Annotated in this window: 16 protein-coding genes; 12 read left to right on the forward strand and 4 right to left on the reverse strand. The window is 59.8% G+C overall.

Going from position 1 to position 21844, the window contains the following annotated elements:
- The first annotated feature begins 11 nt into the window (after positions 1-11).
- The 4 genes from H9X86_RS07450 to H9X86_RS07465 all read left to right on the forward strand — a co-directional run bounded on the left by H9X86_RS07450 (position 12) and on the right by H9X86_RS07465 (position 8717).
- Entirely contained in the window at positions 12-884 is an 873-nt protein-coding gene (locus H9X86_RS07450) for a DegV family protein (protein ID WP_204900915.1), read from the forward strand.
- A gap of 317 nt (positions 885-1201) precedes the next feature.
- Positions 1202-2044, forward strand: coding sequence for a transketolase (locus H9X86_RS07455; RefSeq protein ID WP_204900916.1), 843 nt, complete (start codon positions 1202-1204; stop codon positions 2042-2044).
- Position 2045: 1 nt separating this feature from the next.
- Positions 2046-2987 (forward strand): transketolase family protein, encoded by a 942-nt coding sequence (locus H9X86_RS07460; RefSeq protein ID WP_204900917.1) that lies wholly within the window; start codon positions 2046-2048, stop codon positions 2985-2987.
- Between the two features lie 330 nt (positions 2988-3317).
- A complete protein-coding gene (locus H9X86_RS07465) occupies positions 3318-8717 on the forward strand; it encodes a discoidin domain-containing protein (protein ID WP_204900918.1) in 5400 nt (1799 codons plus the stop codon).
- Between the two features lie 295 nt (positions 8718-9012).
- On the opposite strand, the gene H9X86_RS07470 is transcribed toward H9X86_RS07465, so the two are convergent.
- From H9X86_RS07470 to H9X86_RS07485, 4 genes are all read right to left on the reverse strand, one after another.
- Complete coding sequence (locus H9X86_RS07470) at positions 9013-10017, reverse strand: ATP-binding protein (protein WP_204900919.1); 1005 nt, start codon at positions 10015-10017, stop codon at positions 9013-9015.
- The gene (locus tag H9X86_RS07475) at positions 10018-11004 is read right to left on the reverse strand and encodes a DnaD domain protein (RefSeq protein ID WP_204900920.1); all 987 of its coding nucleotides are present in this window, start codon (positions 11002-11004) and stop codon (positions 10018-10020) included.
- Positions 11005-11892: 888 nt separating this feature from the next.
- Entirely contained in the window at positions 11893-12585 is a 693-nt protein-coding gene (locus H9X86_RS07480) for an LrgB family protein (RefSeq protein ID WP_204900921.1), read from the reverse strand.
- Positions 12578-12940 (reverse strand): CidA/LrgA family protein, encoded by a 363-nt coding sequence (locus H9X86_RS07485; protein WP_346011445.1) that lies wholly within the window; start codon positions 12938-12940, stop codon positions 12578-12580. The genes H9X86_RS07480 and H9X86_RS07485 overlap by 8 nt, the downstream gene beginning before the upstream one ends.
- A 183-nt stretch (positions 12941-13123) precedes the next feature.
- Between H9X86_RS07485 and H9X86_RS07490 the strand changes: the two genes are divergently transcribed.
- The 8 genes from H9X86_RS07490 to pepF all read left to right on the forward strand — a co-directional run bounded on the left by H9X86_RS07490 (position 13124) and on the right by pepF (position 21637).
- Positions 13124-13492: a GntR family transcriptional regulator gene (locus H9X86_RS07490; RefSeq protein WP_204900922.1), complete on the forward strand. Its 369-nt coding sequence runs from the start codon at positions 13124-13126 to the stop codon at positions 13490-13492.
- Positions 13489-14220 carry an ABC transporter ATP-binding protein gene (locus H9X86_RS07495; RefSeq protein WP_204900923.1) on the forward strand — a complete coding sequence of 244 codons (732 nt, stop codon included), beginning with the start codon at positions 13489-13491 and terminating at the stop codon, positions 14218-14220. Before H9X86_RS07490 ends, H9X86_RS07495 begins: the two co-directional genes overlap by 4 nt.
- Positions 14210-15019: a hypothetical protein gene (locus tag H9X86_RS07500; RefSeq protein WP_204900924.1), complete on the forward strand. Its 810-nt coding sequence runs from the start codon at positions 14210-14212 to the stop codon at positions 15017-15019. Before H9X86_RS07495 ends, H9X86_RS07500 begins: the two co-directional genes overlap by 11 nt.
- Positions 15020-15047: 28 nt before the next feature.
- A complete protein-coding gene (locus H9X86_RS07505) occupies positions 15048-15764 on the forward strand; it encodes an ABC transporter ATP-binding protein (RefSeq protein WP_204900925.1) in 717 nt (238 codons plus the stop codon).
- Entirely contained in the window at positions 15761-17389 is a 1629-nt protein-coding gene (locus H9X86_RS07510) for a hypothetical protein (protein ID WP_204900926.1), read from the forward strand. Before H9X86_RS07505 ends, H9X86_RS07510 begins: the two co-directional genes overlap by 4 nt.
- Before the next feature lie 714 nt (positions 17390-18103).
- A complete protein-coding gene (locus tag H9X86_RS07515) occupies positions 18104-18919 on the forward strand; it encodes a putative RNA methyltransferase (protein WP_204900927.1) in 816 nt (271 codons plus the stop codon).
- Positions 18920-19145: 226 nt separating this feature from the next.
- Positions 19146-19727: a PBECR4 domain-containing protein gene (locus tag H9X86_RS07520; protein WP_204900928.1), complete on the forward strand. Its 582-nt coding sequence runs from the start codon at positions 19146-19148 to the stop codon at positions 19725-19727.
- Positions 19728-19831: 104 nt separating this feature from the next.
- The gene (gene pepF / locus H9X86_RS07525) at positions 19832-21637 is read left to right on the forward strand and encodes an oligoendopeptidase F (protein ID WP_204900929.1); all 1806 of its coding nucleotides are present in this window, start codon (positions 19832-19834) and stop codon (positions 21635-21637) included.
- The last annotated feature ends 207 nt before the right edge of the window (positions 21638-21844 follow it).

Consider the following 21844-nt stretch of genomic DNA (forward strand, 5'->3'; position numbering starts at 1 on the left):
GGAGCTTTCCCATGTCAAACTATGTCATTGTCACCGATTCGTCCTGTGATCTTCCCGCCTGCCTGGTGGAAGAGCTGGAAATACATAGTGTCCCCCTGGCCTTTCTCTTTGGAGAGAAAACCTATTATAACTACCCGGACAACCGGGAGATGGCCCCCAAGACCTTCTACGACCGGCTGCGTGGCGGCGAAATGGCCACCACCAACGCCGTCAATGTGGGCCAGGTCACCGATTTTCTCACTCCCTTCCTGGAGCAGGGGCTGGATGTGCTGATTTTGGGATTTTCCTCCGGCCTGTCCACCTCCTATAACTCCTACTGCATCGCCGCAGAGGATCTGGCCGAGCAGTACCCTGACCGCACCATCCGGGTGGTGGACACCCTGTGTGCCTCTCTGGGCCAGGGTATGCTGGTGTACCAGGCTGCCCGTCTGCGCCAGGCGGGCAAGAGCCTGGAGGAGGTGGCGGACTGGGCGGAGCAGAACAAGCTGCGCCAGTGCCACTGGTTCACCGTGGACGACCTGTTCTTCCTCAAGCGTGGCGGCCGGGTGTCCGCTGCCACCGCCGTGGTGGGCACCATGCTGCAAATCAAGCCGGTGCTCCACGTGGATAACGAGGGCCACCTCATCAATGTGGCCAAGGCCCGGGGCCGCAAGGCCTCTCTGCTGGCCCTGGTGGACAAGGTGGGCCAGCTGGGGGAGGACGTGGCAGACCAGACCATGTTCATCAGCCACAGCGACTGTGAGGAGGACGCCCAGTTCGTAGCAGACCAGATCAAACAGAAGTACGGCACAAAGGAGATCATCCTCAACTACATCGGCCCCGTCATCGGTGCCCACACCGGCCCGGGGTGCGTGGCCCTGTTCTTCATGGGCAAACATAGATAAAAGGGGAAAAGGGCCTGTTGCAGATTTGCAGCAGGCTCTTTTTGAAGGTTGGAAGATATTGACTTGAACAGGGGAAAGCACAGGTGGGGCAGAGAATTTGGGCAACTTTTTTGAGAAAAAGACTTGTAGACACGCTGGGGACTAGTGTAGAATATAACACGTATGACTATGGGAAAGATGGCGGTGTGTGAGGCGTCATTTCAACCCGTCCCGCTTCGTGCCCGGCCGTGGGTTCGGAGGATAGATTGGAATCAGTTCCCCAGGCTTCCCAGGTGCGCCTTGGGGATCGTCTACTTTAGAAAAAGGAGTATGAGACTATGACCGCAGCTGAGAAAAAGCAACTGGCTGTGACCGCCTGCAAGGTGCGCCTTGGGATCATTGAGGGCACCCATGCCGCCAAGGCCGGTCATCCCGGCGGCAGCCTGTCCGCTGCCGACCTGTTCACCTATCTCTATTTCAAGGAGCTGAATGTGGACCCTGCCAATCCCAAGGATGAGAACCGGGATCGCTTTGTTCTCTCCAAGGGCCACACTGCCCCCGGTCTCTATGCCGCTTTGGCTCTGCGCGGTTTCTTCCCCGTGGAGGATCTGCTCACCCTGCGCCACATTGGCAGCCACCTCCAGGGCCACCCCAACATGAACTCCACCCCCGGTGTGGATATGTCCACCGGCTCTCTGGGTCAGGGTGTGTCCGCCGCCGCCGGTATGGCTCTGGCTGCCAAGTACCAGGGCAACAACTGCCGGGTGTACACCCTGCTGGGTGACGGTGAGATCCAGGAGGGCCAGGTGTGGGAGGCTTTCATGTTCGCCAACCACTACAAGCTGGACAATCTGTGTGTCATCATCGACAACAACGGCCTGCAAATTGACGGCAATGTGGCCGATGTCATGTCTCCCTACCCCATTGACGAGAAGCTGCGTGCCTTTGGCTTCGACGTCACCGAGATCGACGGCCATAGCTTTGACGAGATGGAGACCGCATTCGCCCAGGCCCGTCAGGCCACCAAGCCCTTTGCCATCATCATGAAGACCACCAAGGGCAAGGGCGTCAGCTTTATGGAGAATAACGCCAGCTGGCACGGCAAGGCGCCCAACGACCAGGAATATGAGGTGGCCATGGCCGAGCTGCGTGCCCACCTGGCAGAAGTGGAGGGGATGTAAGATGGCAGAGGTAAAGAAAATCGCAACCCGAGAGGGCTACGGCGCAGCTCTGAAGGAGCTGGGTGCCATCCACTCCGACATCGTGGTCTTTGATGCCGACCTGGCCGGGGCCACCAAGACTGCTGTGTTCCACAAGGAGTTCCCCAACCGCCACTTCAACTGCGGCATTGCTGAGGGCAACATGATGGCTGTGGCCGCCGGTGTGGCCGCCATGGGCCTGGTGCCCTTCGCCTCCTCCTTCGCCATGTTTGCCGCCGGGCGTGCCTTTGAGCAGGTGCGCAACTCCATCGGCTACCCCCACCTGAACGTGAAGATCGGCGCCTCCCACGGCGGTATCTCCGTGGGTGAGGACGGCGCTTCCCACCAGTGCTGTGAGGACTTCGCCGTCATGCGCTCCATTCCCGGCATGGTGGTCATGTCCCCCGCCGACGAGGTGGAGGCCCGTGCCATGACCAAGGCCGCCTATGAGCACCAGGGCCCTGTGTATATGCGCTTTGGCCGCTCCCCTGTGCCCGTGTTCCACGGCGAGGACTTCACCTTCCAGATCGGTAAGGGCGAGGTGCTCACCGAAGGCAATGACGTGGCCATCATCGCCAACGGCCTGCTGGTGGCCGAGGCTCTGGAGGCCGCTAAGACCCTGGAGGCTGAGGGCATCCACGCCCGGATCATCAACATGGCTACCATCAAGCCTCTGGACGACGAGCTGGTGCTGAAGGCCGCCCGGGAGTGCGGCAAGATCATCACCTGTGAGGAGCACAACGTGGTGGGTGGCCTGGGCGAGGCCGTGTGCGCCCTGCTCAGCGAGCAGTGCCCCACCCCCGTGCGCCGCATCGGTGTCAACGACGAGTTCGGCTACTCCGGCCCTGCCGCCGCTTTGCTGCGTGAGTTCGGCCTCAGCGCTGAGCACATCGCTGAGGTGGCCCGGGACTTTGTGGGCAAGTAAGTAAAGAGTTTTTATGTTTCCTCTGCCTGTGGGTGAACCCCAGGGCAGAGGAAATTTTTTTTTGAAATGGCTCCACAGGGCTTTTAGTAAAAAGTTAAGCGGCAATAATTGAAATTTTAGTAACAAAAACCAGCTGATTATATGTTAATTTTGGGATTTCAAGCCATTTCGAGCACTTTGTATAGTTTCACAACAGCCAGAGGCAAACTCTCTTGTGTTTTCGCACAAACCATGGTACACTGAGACTGCATATTTCTGCGGAGATGGGTGTGCTATGCCCATTTTCACATTGGCCCGGATTGTATCGGGGAAGAAAGAAGGAGGAATATCATGTTCCAGAAGAAACGGATGCTTGCGGGCGCCCTGGCTCTGGCTACCTGTGTCAACTTGGTGACAGTTGGCGCATTTGCCGGCAATGGGAGAAGCATCACAAGCACGCAGACCTCCTCTGAGGAGGAGACCGTCTACGTCAACAGTCTTGGCGGAGACAGCCGGGAAGTGAACTTCAACGACCACTGGAAGTTCAACCTGGGTGACGGCAGCGCCGATAAAAATTATACTGACGCCAGCTGGGATGAGGTGGACCTGCCCCACGATTACAGCATCGAGCAGGAGTTCACCACCAGCGGCGAGGGTGAGAGCGGCTACCTGCCCGGCGGCACCGGCTGGTACCGCAAGAGCTTCACTGCGGATGAAAGCTGGAAGGACAAGGTCATTACCGTCAACTTCGGCGGCGTGTACATGAACGCCACCGTCTACCTCAACGGTACCGAGCTGGGCTTCCACCCCTATGGCTACACCGCTTTCTCCTTTGAGCTGCCCCAGGATCTGCTGGACTATACGGGCAACAATGTGCTGGCGGTGAAGGTGGATCACAAGACCCCCTCCAGCCGTTGGTACTCCGGCAGCGGTATCTACCGCTCCGTGCACCTGACCGTCACCGACCCCGTTCACGTGGCGGAGAACGGCACCTACATCACCACGCCCAACCTGGCCGGCACCAATGGCGAGGACGGCACTGTGAAGATCGTCACCACCGTGGCCAACGAGACTGAAGCCGCTGCCGATGTGGTGGTGCGCCAGACCATCTATGAGAATGGTTCCACCGCCTCTGCGGCCTCTGTCAGCAGCCAGAGCGTCAACGTGGCCAACGGAGCCACCACGGATGTGACCCTCACTGCCAAGGTGAACAACCCCAAGCTGTGGGACACCGACAACCCCAACCTGTATACCGCTGTCACCGAGGTGCTGGTGGATAATGAGGTGGTGGACACCTACACCACCGAGTTCGGCTTCCGCTGGCTGGACTTCAACAACACCAACGGCTTTGAGCTCAACGGTGAGCCCACTAAGCTCAAGGGCGTGTGTATGCACCACGATCAGGGCGCCCTGGGTGCTGAGGCCTGGTACCGGGCCATCGAGCGCCAGGTGCAGATCCTCAAGGACATGGGCTGCAACGCCATCCGTGTCACCCACAACCCCGCTGCGGACGAGCTGGTGGAGATCGCCAACCGTGAGGGCATGATGCTCATCGACGAGGCTTTCGACACCTGGGCGACCCCCAAGAACGGCAATAGCCACGATTACTCCGAGTGGTTCAACGTGACCATCGAGGAGGGCAACAACATCCTGGGCGGCGAGACCGGCATGACCTGGGCCGAGTTCGACATCAAGGCCATGGTCTACCAGGATCGCAACGCCCCCTCTGTGATTATGTACTCCCTGGGCAATGAAATCTTCGAGGGTGTGAACAACGCCTATACCACGAATTACCCCACGATTGCCGGGAATCTCTGCGATTGGGTGCAGGAAGTGGATGCCACCCGCCCTGTGACCTTCGGTCAAAATAGTGCCCAAGATGACAGAGCTGCTCAGGTGGCGGCTGTCATCAATGAGCACGGCGGCGTGGTAGGCCTGAACTATGCTGGCACCGATCGTTTTGATAACTGGGTTGACAAGGGCTTGAAAATCTACTACTCCGAGACTGCCTCTGCCGTCAACAGCCGTGGCGTGTATGACCGCAAGGCCAACAACAGCGACGGCGGCAAGGGCGACTACCTGCTCACCTCCTACGACAAGAGTAAGGTGAACTGGGGCGCCGTGGCCAGTGACGCCTGGTGGCGAGTGCTGCAGCGTGACAACTCCATGGGTGAGTTTGTGTGGACTGGCTTTGACTACATCGGCGAGCCCACCCCCTGGAATGCCACAGGCTCTACCCCTGCAGGTTCCTGGCCCAACTCTCCCAAGTCCTCCTACTTCGGCATCATCGACACCAACGGCCTGCCCAAGGACAGCTTCTATCTGTACCAGAGCCAGTGGAATGATGATGTGACCACCCTGCATGTGCTGCCCACCTGGAACGAGAGTGATGTGGTGAAGGACAGCAACAACAAGGTGGAAGTGGTGGTGTACTCCGACGCCGCCAAGGTGGAGCTGTACCTCAACGATCAGCTGGTGGGTACTGCTGAGACCACCGTGACCCGTACCAATGCCGGGTACACCTATCGCACCTTTACCTCTGGTACCGACACCTTCACCAAGAAGACCGGCCACGAGAGCCTGTATGCCACCTTTATGGTGCCCTATGCTGCGGGCACTCTGGAGGCCAAGGCCTATGATGAAAACGGTGATCTCATTGAGACCACTTCCGGCCGCAGCGTGGTGAAGACCACTGGTGAGGCCGCAAAGCTCACCCTGTCCGCTGACCGGGATTCCATCGTGGCCGACGGCGACGACCTGAGCTACATCACCATCGACGTGAAGGATGCTGAGGGCAACCTGGTGAACACCGACGACGTGAATGTGACCCTGTCCATCACCGGCAACGGCAAGATTGTGGGCGTGGACAACGGTCGTCAGATCGACCACACCTCCTACCAGAGCCTGTCCCGTGACGTGGGCGCTGGCCAGCTGGTGGCCATCGTGCAGTCCACCGACAAGGCCGGTGAGTTTACCGTCACCGCCACTGCCGACGGCCTGGCCCAGGGCTCTGTCACCGTCACCACCACTCCCGTTGAGGGAGACGAGGGTGGAGAAGAGGGGAACCCTGTGACCAGCTATCAGATCTCCCGCTACTACTATGTGAAGGTGGGCAACACCCCCGAGCTGCCCGACACTGTGACCGTCACTTACAAGGACGGCACCACCGCCGATCTGAAGGTGGCCTGGGAGAAGTATGACCAGGCTCTCACCCAGAAGCCCGGCTCCTTCACCGTCAGCGGTGCTCTGGGTGATACCGACATCACCGTCTCTGTGAACATCACCATGCTGGATCAGGTGGCTGCCCTGCTCAACTACTCCACCGCCGTGCGTACCGGCAGCAAGGTGACCCTGCCTGCCTCCCGTCCCGCAGTTTCTGCTGACGGCACCATCCTCAACGTGGAGTTCCCCGTGGTGTGGGAGGAAATTCCTGAAGACTTTACCGCTACCACCGGCACCAAGGAAGTCACCGGCACCAGCCAGGTCTTTGGCCAGGAGCTGGAAGTCAAGGCCTGGGTGCGTGTGGCCGACGGCACCGTGTCCATTGGCGGCAACGTGGCCGGGGCTGCCAGCAGCCTGACCCAGAACATCCCTGAGGAGCTCCAGAGCGATACCCTGGAGGCCATCCGGAATGGCAGCACCACCAAGGATGCCAACAACGAAGGTGGAAAGAACACCAGCATCTGGACTAACTACAGTTTCGCCCAGGCAGGCAACGAGACTGCCCAGCTGACCTTTACCTACGCCACTGCCCAGTACCTGGGCGAGGTTGTGTTGTACCATGTCACCGACAGCTACTCCGCCGAACTGCCCTCCGCTGTGAAGATGGAAGTCAGTGGTACGGGTACTGAGTGGACCACCCTGGATATCACCCCCGGGGAGAAGACCAACCCCAGCGAAGGTGTTTACCGCATTGCCTACACCTTTGAGCCCACCGATGCGGTGTACCTCCGCATCACCTTGACCAACAAGGCGGGCGATCCCCCCAGCGGTGCCACATATTACTGCGTGGGCCTCAGCGAGGTGGAGCTGAATGTGGCTCAGACCAGCTTCCCCATCAGCAGCTCCGCTGAGTTCACCAGCGTGTCTGTCAACGGCCAGCAGTGGACGGCCGAGGAGCTCTCCTCCCGTACTTTCTCCACCGAGGCCCTGGTGGTGGACACCCTGGAGGTGGAGTCCAGCAACGTGGCTTACACCGTTCTGCCCGCCTACAACAACGTGGTGAAGATCCTCACCGAGTCTGAGGACCACGGAACCCGAGGCGTGTATACCATCAACCTGGGTGTGGAGCAGGGACCCAACACCGATGCCACCGATGCCAGCCGGGACTATGACTACACCAAGACCGCTGCCACGGCTGCCAGTCAGCAGACACCTGCTGACAAAAATGTGGAAGGACCCATTGGGTTTGCTGTGGACAACAAGAGAGACACCTACTGGCACACCAAGTGGGATGAATACCTGGAGAATAACCCTGAGAAGCGCTACATTCAGCTGGAGCTGGCTGAGGCCACCATGCTGGACGCCCTGCGCTATCAGCCCCGTCCCACCATCGCCAACGGCATCGTCATCAAGTATGAGGTGCAGGTGAGCATGACCGGGGAGGCCGATAGCTGGGAGACCGTGGCTCAGGGCGACTGGGCTCACGACACCAACTGGAAGATCGCTCTGTTTGAAGAACCCACCGAGGCCAAGTATGTGCGCCTGTACGGCGTGGAGACCCGCGGCGGCACTGGCGACGTGGCCAACCGCTTCATGTCCTGCGCCGAGCTGCGCGTGCGCGTGGCTGAGCAGAAGACTGACCTGTCCTCTGCCACCGTCACCCTGGACAAGGATGTCTATGAGTACAACGGCCAGCCCGTGGAGCCCCAGGTCACTGTCACTCTGGGTGAGGACACCCTGAAGTATGGTCTGGACTACGCTGTGGAGTACGCAAACAACGAGGGCGTTGGCACCGGTACCGTTACCGTACGGGGCATCATGGGCTACACCGGCTCCGTGTCCAAGGAGTTCACCATCGAAGAAGGTGATCCTGTGGAGCCTACCGATCCCGTGCAGCCTACCGATCCCGTGCAGCCCACCGATCCCGTGCAGCCCACCGATCCTGTGCAGCCCACGGATCCCGTGCAGCCCACGGATCCCGTGCAGCCCACCGATCCTGTGCAGCCCACCGATCCTGTGCAGCCCACGGATCCCGTGCAGCCCTCCGCCCCTGTCACCGGTGGCGGCGTCACTGTGGACAACAACACCGACGATCCCATCACTGTGGGCAACGCCGACCAGGTGTTTGACGAGGGCACTGTGATCACCGTGGAGAGCGTCACCCAGGGTGAGATTTACAACACCGTGAAGGAAGCCCTGAAGGATGTGGTGGCTGACATGAAGAACACCGCCATTCTGGACATCACCGCCACCCTGAACGGCAAGCCCGTTCAGCCCAGCGGCAAGGTGCAGATGACCTTCGCCATCCCTGAGAACCTGTCTGTGGACAACCTGAAGCTGTTCTATGTGTCTGACGACGGCAAGACCACCGAGGAGATTGCCATCACCGTGAACAAGGATGCCCGCACCGTCACCGCCAACCTGGAGCACTTCAGCACCTATGTGCTGGCCAACGTGGTTGTGGATGGGGACACCGGCACGGTGCCTCCCACCGGCGATGCCAGCCAGTTGGTTCTGTTCACCGGCCTGATGCTGGCCAGCGCCGCCTGCGTTGGTCTGGTGGTTGTCAGCCGGAAGCGCAGAGCCTAAGGCAAACCATCCAGGACTTCCCTGGCATAAGAAGTAAAACAATCTCCCGAGGCCGTGAATCGGCCTCGGGAGATGTTTTTTGTATGGTCTGGAATGGTCTGGAAAAGAAAAAGGGCTCCGGGACCACAAAAGCCCCGGAGCTGGAAAGAAAGGAGAAATGAAAAGAAGAGATACTTTAGCTTGCAAGGATAGGATACCCGCAAGTCGTTACAAATATACACAGGAAATTGTTACAAAAGAATAAAATCTTCTCGGGGGGTGGGAAGGGTGTCCAAAGGCGTGGCTTCCGGGGAGGTCACCGGGCCATGCGCCGGATGTCGTCCCCATAGAAGGTGAGCTCCTGGTAGGCGCCGGCCAGCCGGGACACCACCTGGGGGGTGTACCGGGCGGCGATCTGTTCCATGGACAGGTTGGTGGAGATGATGGTGTGCAAGCCCCCTTGCAGACGGCTGTTTACTACCTCATACAGGGTGGACTGGGCCAGGGGAGTGGTGAGTTCACTGCCCAAATCGTCCAGGATCAGCAAATCGCAGTTGAGATACCGCCGGGTGTCGTCCCTGGCCTGCCGCTCCTGCCCCAGATCCCGGGAAAACTTCCGGGCTTCAAAGGCGGTAAAGAGGCTGATGGCGGTGTCATACACCACCGAGTGTCCCCGGCCGGACACCTCCCGGGCGATACACCCGGACAAAAAGGTCTTGCCCAGCCCGGTGCCGCCGGACAAGAGCAAATTCCGCAGGGGGTAGTTGGGAAAGCGACGGGCAAAGCCCTCGCACACCGTCACCACCCGCTTCATGTTCTCACGGGGGGAGCGATCCACCCCCTGCCAGGGCTGGTCAGAGTACACATCCAGGCGCAGGCGGTCAAAGTCCTGCTCGTCGGTGAGGTTCAATAGGGCGGTGAGAGCCTTCATCTGCTCCTGGGCGCACAGCTGCTTGAGGCAGGTGCACATCTCGCTGCCTGCCCATCCCGTGTCTCCACACTGGGCGCAGGCGGGCGTGTCGTCCAGGGCATCCGGGGGATAGCCCAGGGTGTGGAGCAGTTCGGCCCGCTGGGCCTGGAGCTCCAGGTTGCGTTTACGAATGTCGGCAATTTCCGGGCCGTCGGCCTGGATGGGTTTGCCGGAGATGGCCAGGCCCGCCAACTCTGCCATGGTGGAACCGATGGCCCGATCCAGCTGCCGAAGACGAGGCTCCCGGCGGTAAAGCTGCTGTTCCAGATCCCAGCGGCGGCGCTCCCGGATCTCACGGCGCCGGGCCAGGCGGGCGCTGGCCCGCTGGACAATGGCTGCGTCGTAGGACATTTAGTTCCCACCTTTCTCCTGCTGCTGCAAGAATTGATCCAGCCAGTCAGACTGCTGCCGGATGCGGCTCTGGCTGGGCTGATAGTTCTCCTGGGGCTTGGCGCCCTGGGTGGCTGCGGCCTGGGTTTTGGGTTTGCCGCCCCGCTCCTGCTCCACCTGCTGGGGGGTGGTGAAGCCGGACTTGTGCCAGGACTCCAAAATTTTATTCACATAGGGCCAGTTCATCTGCCCCTTGCGGAAAATGGTGCGCTCGTAGGCCAGATGGATCATCTCATCGGAGAAGCCCCATCCCACCCAACGGTTGATGTACTCCCGCTCCCGGTCGATGGCGGGCCGCTTCTGGGTGACGCCCACGGCGGAGAGCACCCCCCATTCCCGCTGGTCGATGCTCTCCTGACGGCGGAGAAATTCCTCCGCCCGCTCCACGGTGGTGATGCCCAGCCGCTTCCACCGGAACGCCTCCTTCTTCACCTCACTCATGCGGGGCGGAGGTGCGGCCTCTCCCTTTTGCCGGCGGCTGGAGCGCACCACATAGCCCCCCAGCATGAATATGACCTCCACGGGCAGGGCCAAGTAATCGTAAATGGTGTACAGACTCTTCAGGTCTGCGTCGGAAAACACCTTGCCCAGCAGCCGCTCCATCTCCAGGTACAGCCCATGGAAGCTCATCTCCCGCTCCAGGGCGTGGGCAATATCACCCCGGGTGTACTCCGGGGGCCGATCATCCACCAGGGCGGGCTGGGTTGAGACCGGGGCGGGAGAGGGGCAGCTGCCCTGGGCCAGCCCCAGGCTGGTGAGTCGGGAGAAGGCAGCGCTCAGGCGTGGGGTGTCCCAGCCCAGCTGTCCGGCGGCCCGATCCGGGTCGCTCCCTCCCTGGAGCAGCGCCAGATATAAAAGGGCGCAGTCCCCGTCTCCCGTCTCCACCAGCCGGCGGGCGGCCTGGGCGGTCATGGACAGGATCTCGTTGGGCAGCAGCAGCATGGACATGGGTACACCTCCTTATTTCATTTCATACATAAATTATTTTACATGATGCCCGGGGAATTGACAACTGAAAAATCCCGGCAATCCCAGAGTGGGACAGCCGGGAAGTCTCAGGGGTAGGGGGCACCGCCCGGCCCATGGGGGGCGGGGTGCGCCATCCCAGCGGGTAGCGTTTGCCAGGGTGGGAAAAGCAGCGGCCTTGGTGATGAGGGATTGTCCAAGATTTGAAGGCAACGGCCAACCAGGCAGCTTGGGTTTGCTCCGCAGGGTGGCTTTCTCCCCGATGAGAAAGCCACCAAAGAATCGCCTAGGGCGTTCCCCCCTAGGTACCTCCCTTTTTTAGCCCAGGCTGGCACTGCGTCCCATGTCCACGGCCCGGAAGGTCTTCCGCTGTTCCTGGTTGTGCCACTATCCCAGTCCACCATGGCAGCTGGCCCTAACGCTGGGGCAGTTCCCCTGTCCGGGCCTTTTCCTGGTGGTAGCGGCTGTTCCCAGCCGCCGAGGGCTTGGAGTTCTACCGCTGCAACCCACCTGGCTCTCAAGTTTGGGGGCAAAAGCCACCGCCCGGCCCCTGTGGGCCGGGATGTGCCACAGGTAGGGCCGAAACCAGGACAAGGGAGCACTTCCCAGCAGCGACTGGGTAGGGGCCAGCCTGTATTTTCCCTGGCATGGTACCCGCCCTTCGGCCCGGCCCGGAAAGCAACTCCTGACAGCATGGGAAAGCGGGGTGGATTCCACAAGGAGGGGGAAGGCCCCTCCTTTGGCGATTCTTTCGTCTATTTCTCATCGCTGAGAAATAGACCCCAGCGGAGCGTCCCTACCAGACTGGAAAGTCTGAAACTGCTCTTTGCAGAGGGGAAATTTTTCTGCTCCCTGGAGAAAGGGAAGCCCTTATAAAAACTGCGCAAACACCGAGGCGGACACCACAGTGAGCACCCCCGCCACCGCAATGGCCAGGCTGCTCATGGCGCCCTCCACTTCCCCCAGCTCCATGGCTTTGGCGGTGCCGATGGCGTGGGCGGAGTTGCCCAGGGCCAGGCCCTTGGCAATGGGGTGCTTGATGCGGAACAGAGAGAAAATGAGATCGCCAATGACGTTGCCCAGGATGCCGGTGACGATGATGACGGCGGTGGTGATGGCCACCACGCCGCCCAGCTCCCGGGACAGCTCCATGCCGATGGCAGTGGTCACCGACTTGGGCAGCATGGTCACATACAGCTGGTGATCCAGCCCGAAGAGCACGGACAGGGCCAGAATGCCCACCCCTCCGGCGATGATCCCCGCCCCCAGGCCGCACAAAATGGCCAGCCAGTGGGTCTTGAGCAGGGCCAACTGCCGGTACAGAGGCACCGCCAGGGCCACGGTGGCCGGAGTGAGCAGGTAGGCCAGGTACTGCGCCCCCTCATAGTATTCCGCATAGGGGATGCCCAGAGCCTTGTTGAACAAAATCACGCAGCAGATGGCGATGAGCAGGGGGTTGAGAATGGCCAGGGCGAACTTGCGCCGCAGCAAAAGGCCGACCTCATATCCGATCAGGCTGACCGCCACCCCGAAAAACAGGGAATTTCCCAGAAACTCACCCACGCTTCTCCCTCCTTTTGATGATAAACTGGCTCACGTGTCCCGTGACCACCATTACCAGCACCGTGGTGAGCACCATGATGACCACCATCGGCACCAGCACAGGGCGCAGCTGTTCCCAGCTCTCGGTGAGCCCCACAGCGGCAGGGACAAACATCACCGGCATAATGAGGATGAGAAAGTCCGCAGCCCGATCCACCTGCTCCAGGCGGATGATGCCGGTGCACAGGCACAGCAGCATCAACACCAGCCCGTACACGCTGGCAGGCACCGGCAGGGGGAGCAGGGCGTGGAGCCCTTCTCCCACAAAAGACAGCAGCAATATAATGAGAAATTGTCGCAGCAGCTTCAATTTCATCCCTCCTCCTAAATTCACTTTCAAAATAGTAGCCTGCCCCCGCCCATCTGTCAATCTTCAAAGTGTATAAAACCCCGGGGTAAAATGCCGCCTTTTCTTGCCACCCCTGCCACAGTTATCCTTGACAGATGATAGGTTGATATGTATACTTGTATTAAGCTAATAATACAAGGAGGTGGAAGCATGGGCTGGACCATTACGGACAACGGCCCCATCTGGATGCAGCTGCACCAGCAGCTGATGCAGCGGATTTCCGCCGGGGTATACCCACGGGGGAGCAAGATCCCCACGGTGCGGGAGCTTGCCGCCGAGGCGGGGGTGAACCCCAACACCATGCAGCGGGCGCTGGCCCAGCTGGAGGCTGACGGGCTGGTGGTGACCAACCGCACGGCGGGGCGCACCGTCACCGAGGACGGGGAGGTGCTTGCCCGGATGTGCCGGCAGCTGGCCAGGGAACAGATCCGGGCCTATTTTGACGGCATGGAGAAGCTGGGATTTAGCCAGCAGCAGGCCAAAGAGTTTGTGCAAACCTGGAAGGAGGAAGAGAGATGAACCAAGATTTGATCGTCTGTCAGGGACTGGGCAAGACCTTTTCCCACACCAAGGCGCTCACGGATGTGAATTTGAACATCGGCCGGGGCAAGCTGGTGGGATTGCTGGGCCCCAACGGCTCGGGCAAGACCACCCTCATTAAGCTGCTGTGCGGGCTGTTGCAGCCCAGCTTCGGCTCCCTGACCATCAATGGCTACACCCCCGGGGTGGAGACCAAGGCCCATGTGAGCTATCTGCCTGACCGGATGTATTTTGCTGACTGGATGAAGACCCGGGATTTGGTGGACTTTTTCACCGACTTCTACCCGGATTTCGACTGGAACAAGGCCAATGACATGTGCAAGAGCCTGAAGATCCAGCCCACCGACCGCATCAAGTCCATGTCCAAGGGCACCAAGGAGAAGCTGCAGCTGTGTCTGGCCATGAGCCGACAATCCCACCTGTATCTGCTGGATGAGCCCATCGCCGGGGTGGACCCCGCCGCCCGGGACTTTATTCTCAACACCATTTTAACCAATTATAACCCCGAGGCTACGGTGATGATTTCCACACATTTGATCGGCGATGTGGAACGTGTGCTGGACGAGGTGGTGTTCCTCCACCAGGGGCGGGTGATTCGCCACGACACCGTGGACGACATCCGCTCGCAGGAGGGCAAGAGTGTGGACGATGTGTTCCGGGATATGTTCCGGGCCAACCCCGACGGAGGTGAGTGGAATGCTTTCTAAGCTGCTGAAATATGATTTCAAATCCATCTTCAAGTTGTTCCTTCCCCTGTGGGGAGTGCTGCTGGTGGTGTCCACCATCAACCGCCTGTTTACCGGCGCTGGCCTGGATGCCGAGGGGGGCCTGGGTCTGGTCAACTCCCTGATGGTGCTGCTGTACATCCTGCTCATTGTGGCGGTGATGGTGGTGACCATCGTCATCATCATTGCCCGCTTCTACCAGGGGCTTTTGAAGGATGAGGGGTATCTCATGTTCACCATTCCGGTGCACACCTGGCAGCTCATCACCTCCAAGCTCATCAGCGCCCTGGTCATCTCCCTGCTCAGCTCCCTGGTGGCTCTGGCCTCGGTGTTCATCATCGCCTCCTTCCCCGGCATGTGGGATGTGCTGGGGCAGGCCATGAAGGTGGCATCCCGAGAGGTGCCCAACTTTGTCCCCCTGGTGATTTTGATGGTGATCTCCTTCTTTGTGGGCCTCATCTGCTCCATTTCCCAGGTGTATGCCTCCATGGCTCTGGGCCATTTGGCGGGCAGCCACCGGGTGGGCTTCTCGGTGCTGGCCTTCATCGTGCTGAACATGGCCTGGTCCACCGTGGGCACCGTCATTGGCCTGTTTGGCTATCCGGACCTGACCAACTCCCTGATCACCATCACCGGAACGGATGCCTACCTCAATGTGGAGGGCTTTTCCAACCTGATGCTCACCTCCGTGGCGTGGGGGTTGGCCATCAACCTGGTGCGGTGTGCGGTGCACTTTGTCCTCACCAACTACATTCTCAGCCGCCGGCTGAACCTGGAGTAATCCATTTATCAGAGAGAGGAGCGTTCCCATGCAGCTGATTCTTGACCAAATCACCAAGTCTTTCGGCACCAAGCAGGTGCTGAAAGGTGCCAGCTTCACCTTTGAAAAGGGAAAAATCTACGGTCTTTTGGGCCGCAACGGCTCAGGTAAGACCACCTTGTTCAACTGCCTGTCCGCCGAGTTTCCCGCAGACAGCGGCACTGTGACTTTGGCGGATGACTACGGCCAGACCCGCACCCCCAAGCAGGGTGACATCGGCTATGTGCTCTCCACCCCTGTGGTGCCGGAGTTTCTCACCGGGCGGGAGTTTGTGAAGTTCTTCCAGGAGATCACCGGGGACAAAAGCGGGCGCACTCCGGAACAGTGGCTGGATTTGGTGGGGCTGGCTGCCGACGATGCCCACCGGCTCATGCGGGGGTACTCCCACGGCATGAAGCACAAGATTCAGATGCTGTGCTTTCTCATTGGCAGGCCCCCGGTGATTTTGCTGGATGAGCCGCTGACCAGCTTTGACGTGGTGGCGGCGCTGGAGATGAAAAATCTGCTGCGGGAGATGAAGGAGGATCACATCATCCTCTTCTCCACCCACATTCTCCAGCTGGCCCAGGATCTGTGCGATGAGATCGTCCTCCTCCATCAGGGGGAGCTGGAGGGAGTGGACAACGCCAAGATCCACACCCCCGAGTTTGAGTCCTACATTGTCCAGCTGCTCACCCAGGAGGACGAGGAGGGGGTGGAGGCATGAACCTCACCTGTACCTGGCAAATTTACCGCATCCGTTCCGCCTTGGCGGGGAACCAGCTGATTTACTGGTTGGGACGGGTGCCCCTTTTGAAGCGGGTGTTCACCGACAAGCTGTACTCCGCCGGGGAGGGAAAGCTGGTGCTGTCCATCCTGGTCACCCTGTACCGAGGGGTGCGGGCGTTGCTGGGCAAGGCCATTTATCTGGCCGTCATCTGGCTGGTGCCTCTGGCGCTGTCCGACATGGAGGTGTTCTCCCAGGAGGCTTTTTCCACCTCGGTGTGGATCTTCTTCTGGCTCAGCTTTGTGGCGGGCACCATGATGCAGCCCATCTCGGTGCAGCCCTCCCAGCTGAAGTACACCTGTGTGCGCCAGATGGGGATGGATGCCGCCGAATATCAGAAAAGCGAGATCCTCACCAGCCACCTGTCTGCCTTTGCCGGGTTTACCCCCTTTCTGCTGCTGTGGGCTGGCCTGACGGGAGCGGGGGTGTTCCAGGGGCTGCTGCTGTCCCTGGCCCTGGCAGGTGTGCGCATGGTGGCGGAGTGGTTCCACCTGGCGCTGTACGCCAAGTTCCACCGTGTACCCAGCGCCAAGGCCATGTATATTCTCGCACTGGTTGTGGCCTGCCTGGCCGCTGCATTTGTGCCCATGTCTTTTGGGGCGGTGCCCGACCTGGCCCAATACCTGCTCTATCCGGCCACCGTGACCCTGCTGGTGGCGGTGGGCTGCCTGTGCGCCCGGGTCATTGCCCGCTATCCCCACCACTATGAGCTGATTCTGGACACCTGTCAGGCGGAGAAGATCTCCGGAGAGGCCGCCAAGAAGAAGGCCAGCAGCGTACAGTTTGAGCAGGTGAAGCTGCGGGACAGCGACCTGGACACCAAGGGCGACTTCTCCCGTCTCCACGGATGGAAGTACCTCCAGGCCGTCTTCTTCCACCGTCATCGGCGGATGCTCCTCAAGCCTGTGGTCATTACCGTGGGCATTGTGGCAGCCCTGACGGTACTGGGCTGCGGAGGGATTTTGTGGCTGGGGCTCCAGGGGCGGGGAGAGGAAATGGTGGAGGTGTTCTCCCGTGTGACCCGTGCTCTGCCCATGTGTGTGTTCCTGCTCTACCTCATGGACAACACCGTGGGGGAGCGCATCTGCAAGGCCATGTTCTACAACTGTGACCTGGCTTTGCTGCGCTACGGCTGGTACCGGGAGCGGGATGCCATTTTGAAGAACTTCTTTCTCCGCTGGCGTATGCTCAGCGGGGTGAACCTGCTGCTGAGTGGCACGGTTTGCGGGATGTTTGTCCTTCTCACCGTCCTGGCGGGGGGACGGCCCCCTGTGGGAGAGTTCATCCTCTTCTTGCTGGCCCTTTTGTCCCTGGGGGTGTTCTTTGCCACCCACTCCCTGGCTCTGTACTATCTGTTCCAGCCCTACACTTCGGAGCTGGACACCAAAAACCCCATGTTCAAGCTGCTGAACTTTTTGATGTATGTAGTGTGCTATGCGGCCTTGCAGGTCAAGAGCACCCCCACCTGGTTTGCCCTTTTGGTGTTCGGGGTGACAGTGGTGTACTCGGTGGTGATGCTGGTGCTGGTGCTGCGCCGGGCGCCCAAGACCTTCCGGGTGAAATAACCTCCCGCCGGAGAGATGCTGCGCGTCTCTCCGGCGGTTTTGTCTGCGTCTATGGTGGCTTGGTTTCAGGCTTGCCAGCCGGGTGGCGACGCTCCGCTGGGGTGACTTTCTGATGGGCAGAAAGTCACCAAAGACCCACCAAAGGGAGATCCCTTTGGAAACCCCAGGATTTCATTATTTTTTCCTGTACAGGCCCAAGTCGGCCCTGGGCCTGGTGGGGCTGGTTGGATGGCTGGGCACATCTCTGGGCAGTTTCTACTCTGCTGGCAGTTTCCGCTCCTTCCACCAGGGCCTCAGGTCTGGGGGAGCGGCCTCGCCCGGCCGCCGTCGGCCGGGGTGCGCCACAGGGAGGGCCGAAAACAAGAGAATGGCGCACCACCCCAGCAGCGATCGAGAAGAGGAGAGCCGCTTTCCCTCCTGGTATGGCACCCGCCCTTCGGCCCGGTCTGGGAAGCAACTCCTGACAGCCCAGAACAGCGGGGTGGATTCCCAAAGGAGGGGGAAGGCCCCTCCTTTGGCGATTCTTTCGTCTCTTTCTCATCGCTGAGAAAGAGACCCTGCGGAGCAAGCCCAGGCCGGCAAGCCTGTGCTGCTGGGAGATGGAAAAAATCAGGCCCTCTCCGTCAGTTCTGGACGAGGCGGAGCGTGTCCCCTTGCCTTTTGGAGTGGTTTTGGATAAGATAGAGAAAAACAAACCACAAAAGGAAGATTGCCATGAGTCTGTTCCGCTGCCCCATCTGCGCTGCCCCTCTCACCCGGGCAGGGCGCACCTATACCTGCCCCAACCGGCACAGCTACGACGTGGCCAAAGAGGGGTATGTCCATCTGCTGCCTGCCAATCAAAAGCACTCGGCCAACCCCGGGGACGACAAGGCCATGATCGCCGCCCGCACCGCCTTTCTGGATGGAGACTACTACGCCCCTCTGCGGGACGCCCTCTGCGCCGCTGTGTCCGCCCACGGGGGAGAAAGCCCCAAAATCCTGGACGTGGGATGCGGGGAAGGGTACTACACCCAGGGGCTGGCCCAACTGCGGGGGGTGCAGATTGCCGGGGTAGACCTGTCCAAGGCGGGGCTGAAACGGGCCGCCCGCCGGGTGAAGGAGGGGGAGTTTGCCGTGGCCTCGGTGTACCATCTGCCGGTGGAGGATGAGGCCGTGGACGTGGTGGTGGACTGCTTTGCCCCTCTGGCCCTGGAGGAGTACCGCCGGGTACTGCGCCCCGGCGGGCTGTTTGTGTACGTGGTGCCCGCTCCCCTGCACCTGATGGAAATGAAAGCGGTGCTCTATGACACCCCCTACCCCAACCCCGAGGAGCGGGTGGAGTATGAAGGGTTCACCTATGTGGATATCATTCCAGTGACCACCACCTTCACCCTCTGGGGCCAGCAGCCCATTCAGGCCCTGTTCGGCATGACCCCCTACGCCTGGAAGACCCCCAAGGCCGGGGTGGAGCGGCTGGGCCAGCTGTCTGAGCTCACCGTGACGGCAGACTTCCGGGTGCATGTGTTTCAGAAAGGGCAAAATGGTTGACATAAATTTGGTTTGTGTGTATAATGATAGTACCAGATAGGCAACGGCGTGTGTCTATCTAAGCGTTGACACAAGGGAGTGTGCCGGTACGCATTGCCTTGTAGAGCTTTCAGGAGGGGTTGTGCAGTGTTACCTCAAGCCGGCTAGGCTAAGAGCCGAAAGAAAATGCTCCGAAGTGTCCCGTCCTTGTGGCGGGGCACTTTGCTGTTTTATGGGAGAGAAAAACATGGACATACTACATGATAGCGCACAGGCTTTTTTTCGGCTGCTGGATTATGAATATGACGTTGTAATTGGGCGCAAGGGACAGAGCATCGCTTTCACCATTGCCTTTGACAAATCCCATTTCCACCATTTGGCGGGACTGCACAAGATGAGAGACATGCCGATGTTATCCAGAGGGAAGCGAGAGAGAATTTTTGATCATATTCTATCGGGGAAAATGACGCAAGCACAGGTGGAAAAGAGTATTTTCTTCCAAGAAAACATTCGGAGATTGGAACATGTTGCTCAACTAGAAAGTTTGCTGGACAACAACCGCCTAATATTCCGCTACCTGCCTCAAAAGGCGGGATTTTCAAAAATCCAGGCGGATTTTGTGCTGGAGCACCAGTTGGATGCCCAGATTTTCTACTTGTTTTTGATTGGGGAGGCAGGGGGACAGCGACAAATATGTACCTCCTTTTTTCCCAAAGAACATATGGACTATACCAAGGGACAGAGCAAGTATACCCTGTTGAAAAAGGTCAAACGAAACATACGAACAGGGGAGTGTATGATACAGGTAAACCGCCTCAGCCCCAAGTAGAGACCCGCACTTTAAGGCGGAAGGGTGGCAGCTATACCTTGCACGAATCCCAGTTCTGTGCTATGATTTCTCTATCAAACTGACATGCTAAGGAGGAAATTTCCATGTCCCACACAAATGCCATTCCCCAGCGTGACCAGGTCCCCGTAGAGGAGACCTGGAACCTCACCGATCTGTATGCCGACGACGATGCCTGGCAGGCGGAGTTTGAGGTGGCCCAGACCTATCCCGCCAAGCTGTCCGCCTATGCTGGACGGCTGGGGGAGAGCGGGCACACCCTGCTGGAGTACTTCACGCTGTCCCAGGAGGCCAGCACCATGCTCAACAACCTGGCCAACTACGCCTACCGCAAGGGAGACCAGGACACCCGTATGGCTCAGTACCAGGCCATGGAGGGCAAAGTCAGCTCTCTGATCGTGGAGATCAACGGGGCCATGTCCTTTGAGACCCCGGAGATTCTCGCCATCGACCCGGCCAAGCTGGAGGAGTTTATGAAGGAGGAGCCGGGCCTGGAGCTGTACCGCCGCTACCTGACCATCATCCAGGATCAGAAGGCCCATGTGCTGTCCGATGCCGAGGAGAAGCTGCTGGCCGCCGTGGGAGAGTTGGCCCATGCGCCCGAGGACATCTTCGGCAAGCTCACGGACGCCGACCTCACCTTCCCCGCTGCCACCGACGGTGAGGGCCGTGAGGTGCCCCTGTCCAACGGCGCTTTCGTCCCCACCCAGATGAGCGAGGATCGGGTGCTGCGGAAAAATGCCTTTGAGACCTTCTATGGGGTGTATGGCAGCGTGCGCAACACCGCCGCCGCCGTTTTGAACGCCGAGGCCAAGCAGCGCCAGTTCTACGCCAACGCCCGCAAATACCCCTCCGCCCTGGCTGCTGCCGTGGCAGGTACCCGGGTACCTGAGAGCGTGTATCACAACCTCATCGAGACGGTGAACGCCAACCTGGACAAGATGCACCGCTACATCCGCCTGCGCAAGAAGCTGCTGGGTGTGGACGAGCTGCACATGTACGACATCTACGCCCCCATGGTGTCCGGCGGGGAAAAGGTCATCCCCTATGCCGAGGCTAAGGACACCGTGTATGATGCCCTGGCTCCCATGGGAGAGCGTTACCGGGCCATCATCCGGGAGGGCTTTGAGAATCGGTGGATCGACGTGCGGGAGAACGTGGGCAAGCGGTCTGGCGCCTACTCCGCTGGCGCTCTGTGCCACCCCTATGTACTCTTAAACCACAAGGACAACCTGGAGTCCATGTTCACCCTGGCCCACGAGATGGGCCACGCCGCCCACTCCTACCTGTCCAACCGCACCCAGGAGCCGGTGTACCGGGACTATGTGATTTTCGTGGCAGAGGTGGCCTCCACCTGCAACGAGGCCCTGCTCATGGAGTACCTGCTGAAGCGCACCACGGATAAGAAGGAGCGGGCCGCCCTCATCAACCACTTCCTGGAGCAGTTCAAGGGTACCCTGTACCGCCAGACCATGTTCGCCGAGTTCGAGCTGCGCATGGGCGAGCTGTGCGCCCAGGGCGAGCCCCTCACCGCCGACCTGCTCAGTGCCGAGTACAAGGCCCTCAACGAGAAGTATTACGGCCCCGACATGATCTCTGATCCCCACATTGCCCTGGAGTGGGCCCGCATCCCCCACTTCTACTACAACTACTATGTGTACCAGTACGCCACCGGCTACTCCGCTGCCATCGCCCTGTCCCGCCGCATTTTGAAGGGCGAGGAGGGGGCCGTGGAGGACTATCTGGGCTTCCTCTCCGGTGGCTGCTCCAAGGACCCCATCGACCTGCTCAAGGGTGCTGGCGTAGACATGTCCTCTCCCGCCCCCATCCAGGACGCTCTGGATCTGTTCGGCACCCTGCTGGACGAGATGGAGAAGCTGATGGAGGAGTAATTTCCCCAAAGTATTTGGCCTTTGTACCCAAGCCGTGCATATGAAAAGGGCCTGTTGCAAAATAGGCCCTTTCTTTTTTGTTTCCCTGCCGTAGCCTAGCCAGACTGGCAAGCACGCTCCGCTTGGCCCAATTTCTCCACGATGAGAAATTGGGGAAAGAATCGCTTAGGGCTTTCCCCCCTAAGAACCCCCCTTGGGGTACAGGTT

The sequence above is a fragment of the Pseudoflavonifractor capillosus genome (genome assembly GCF_016902575.1).
In the GTDB taxonomy this organism is placed as follows: domain Bacteria; phylum Bacillota; class Clostridia; order Oscillospirales; family Oscillospiraceae; genus Enterenecus; species Enterenecus capillosus_A.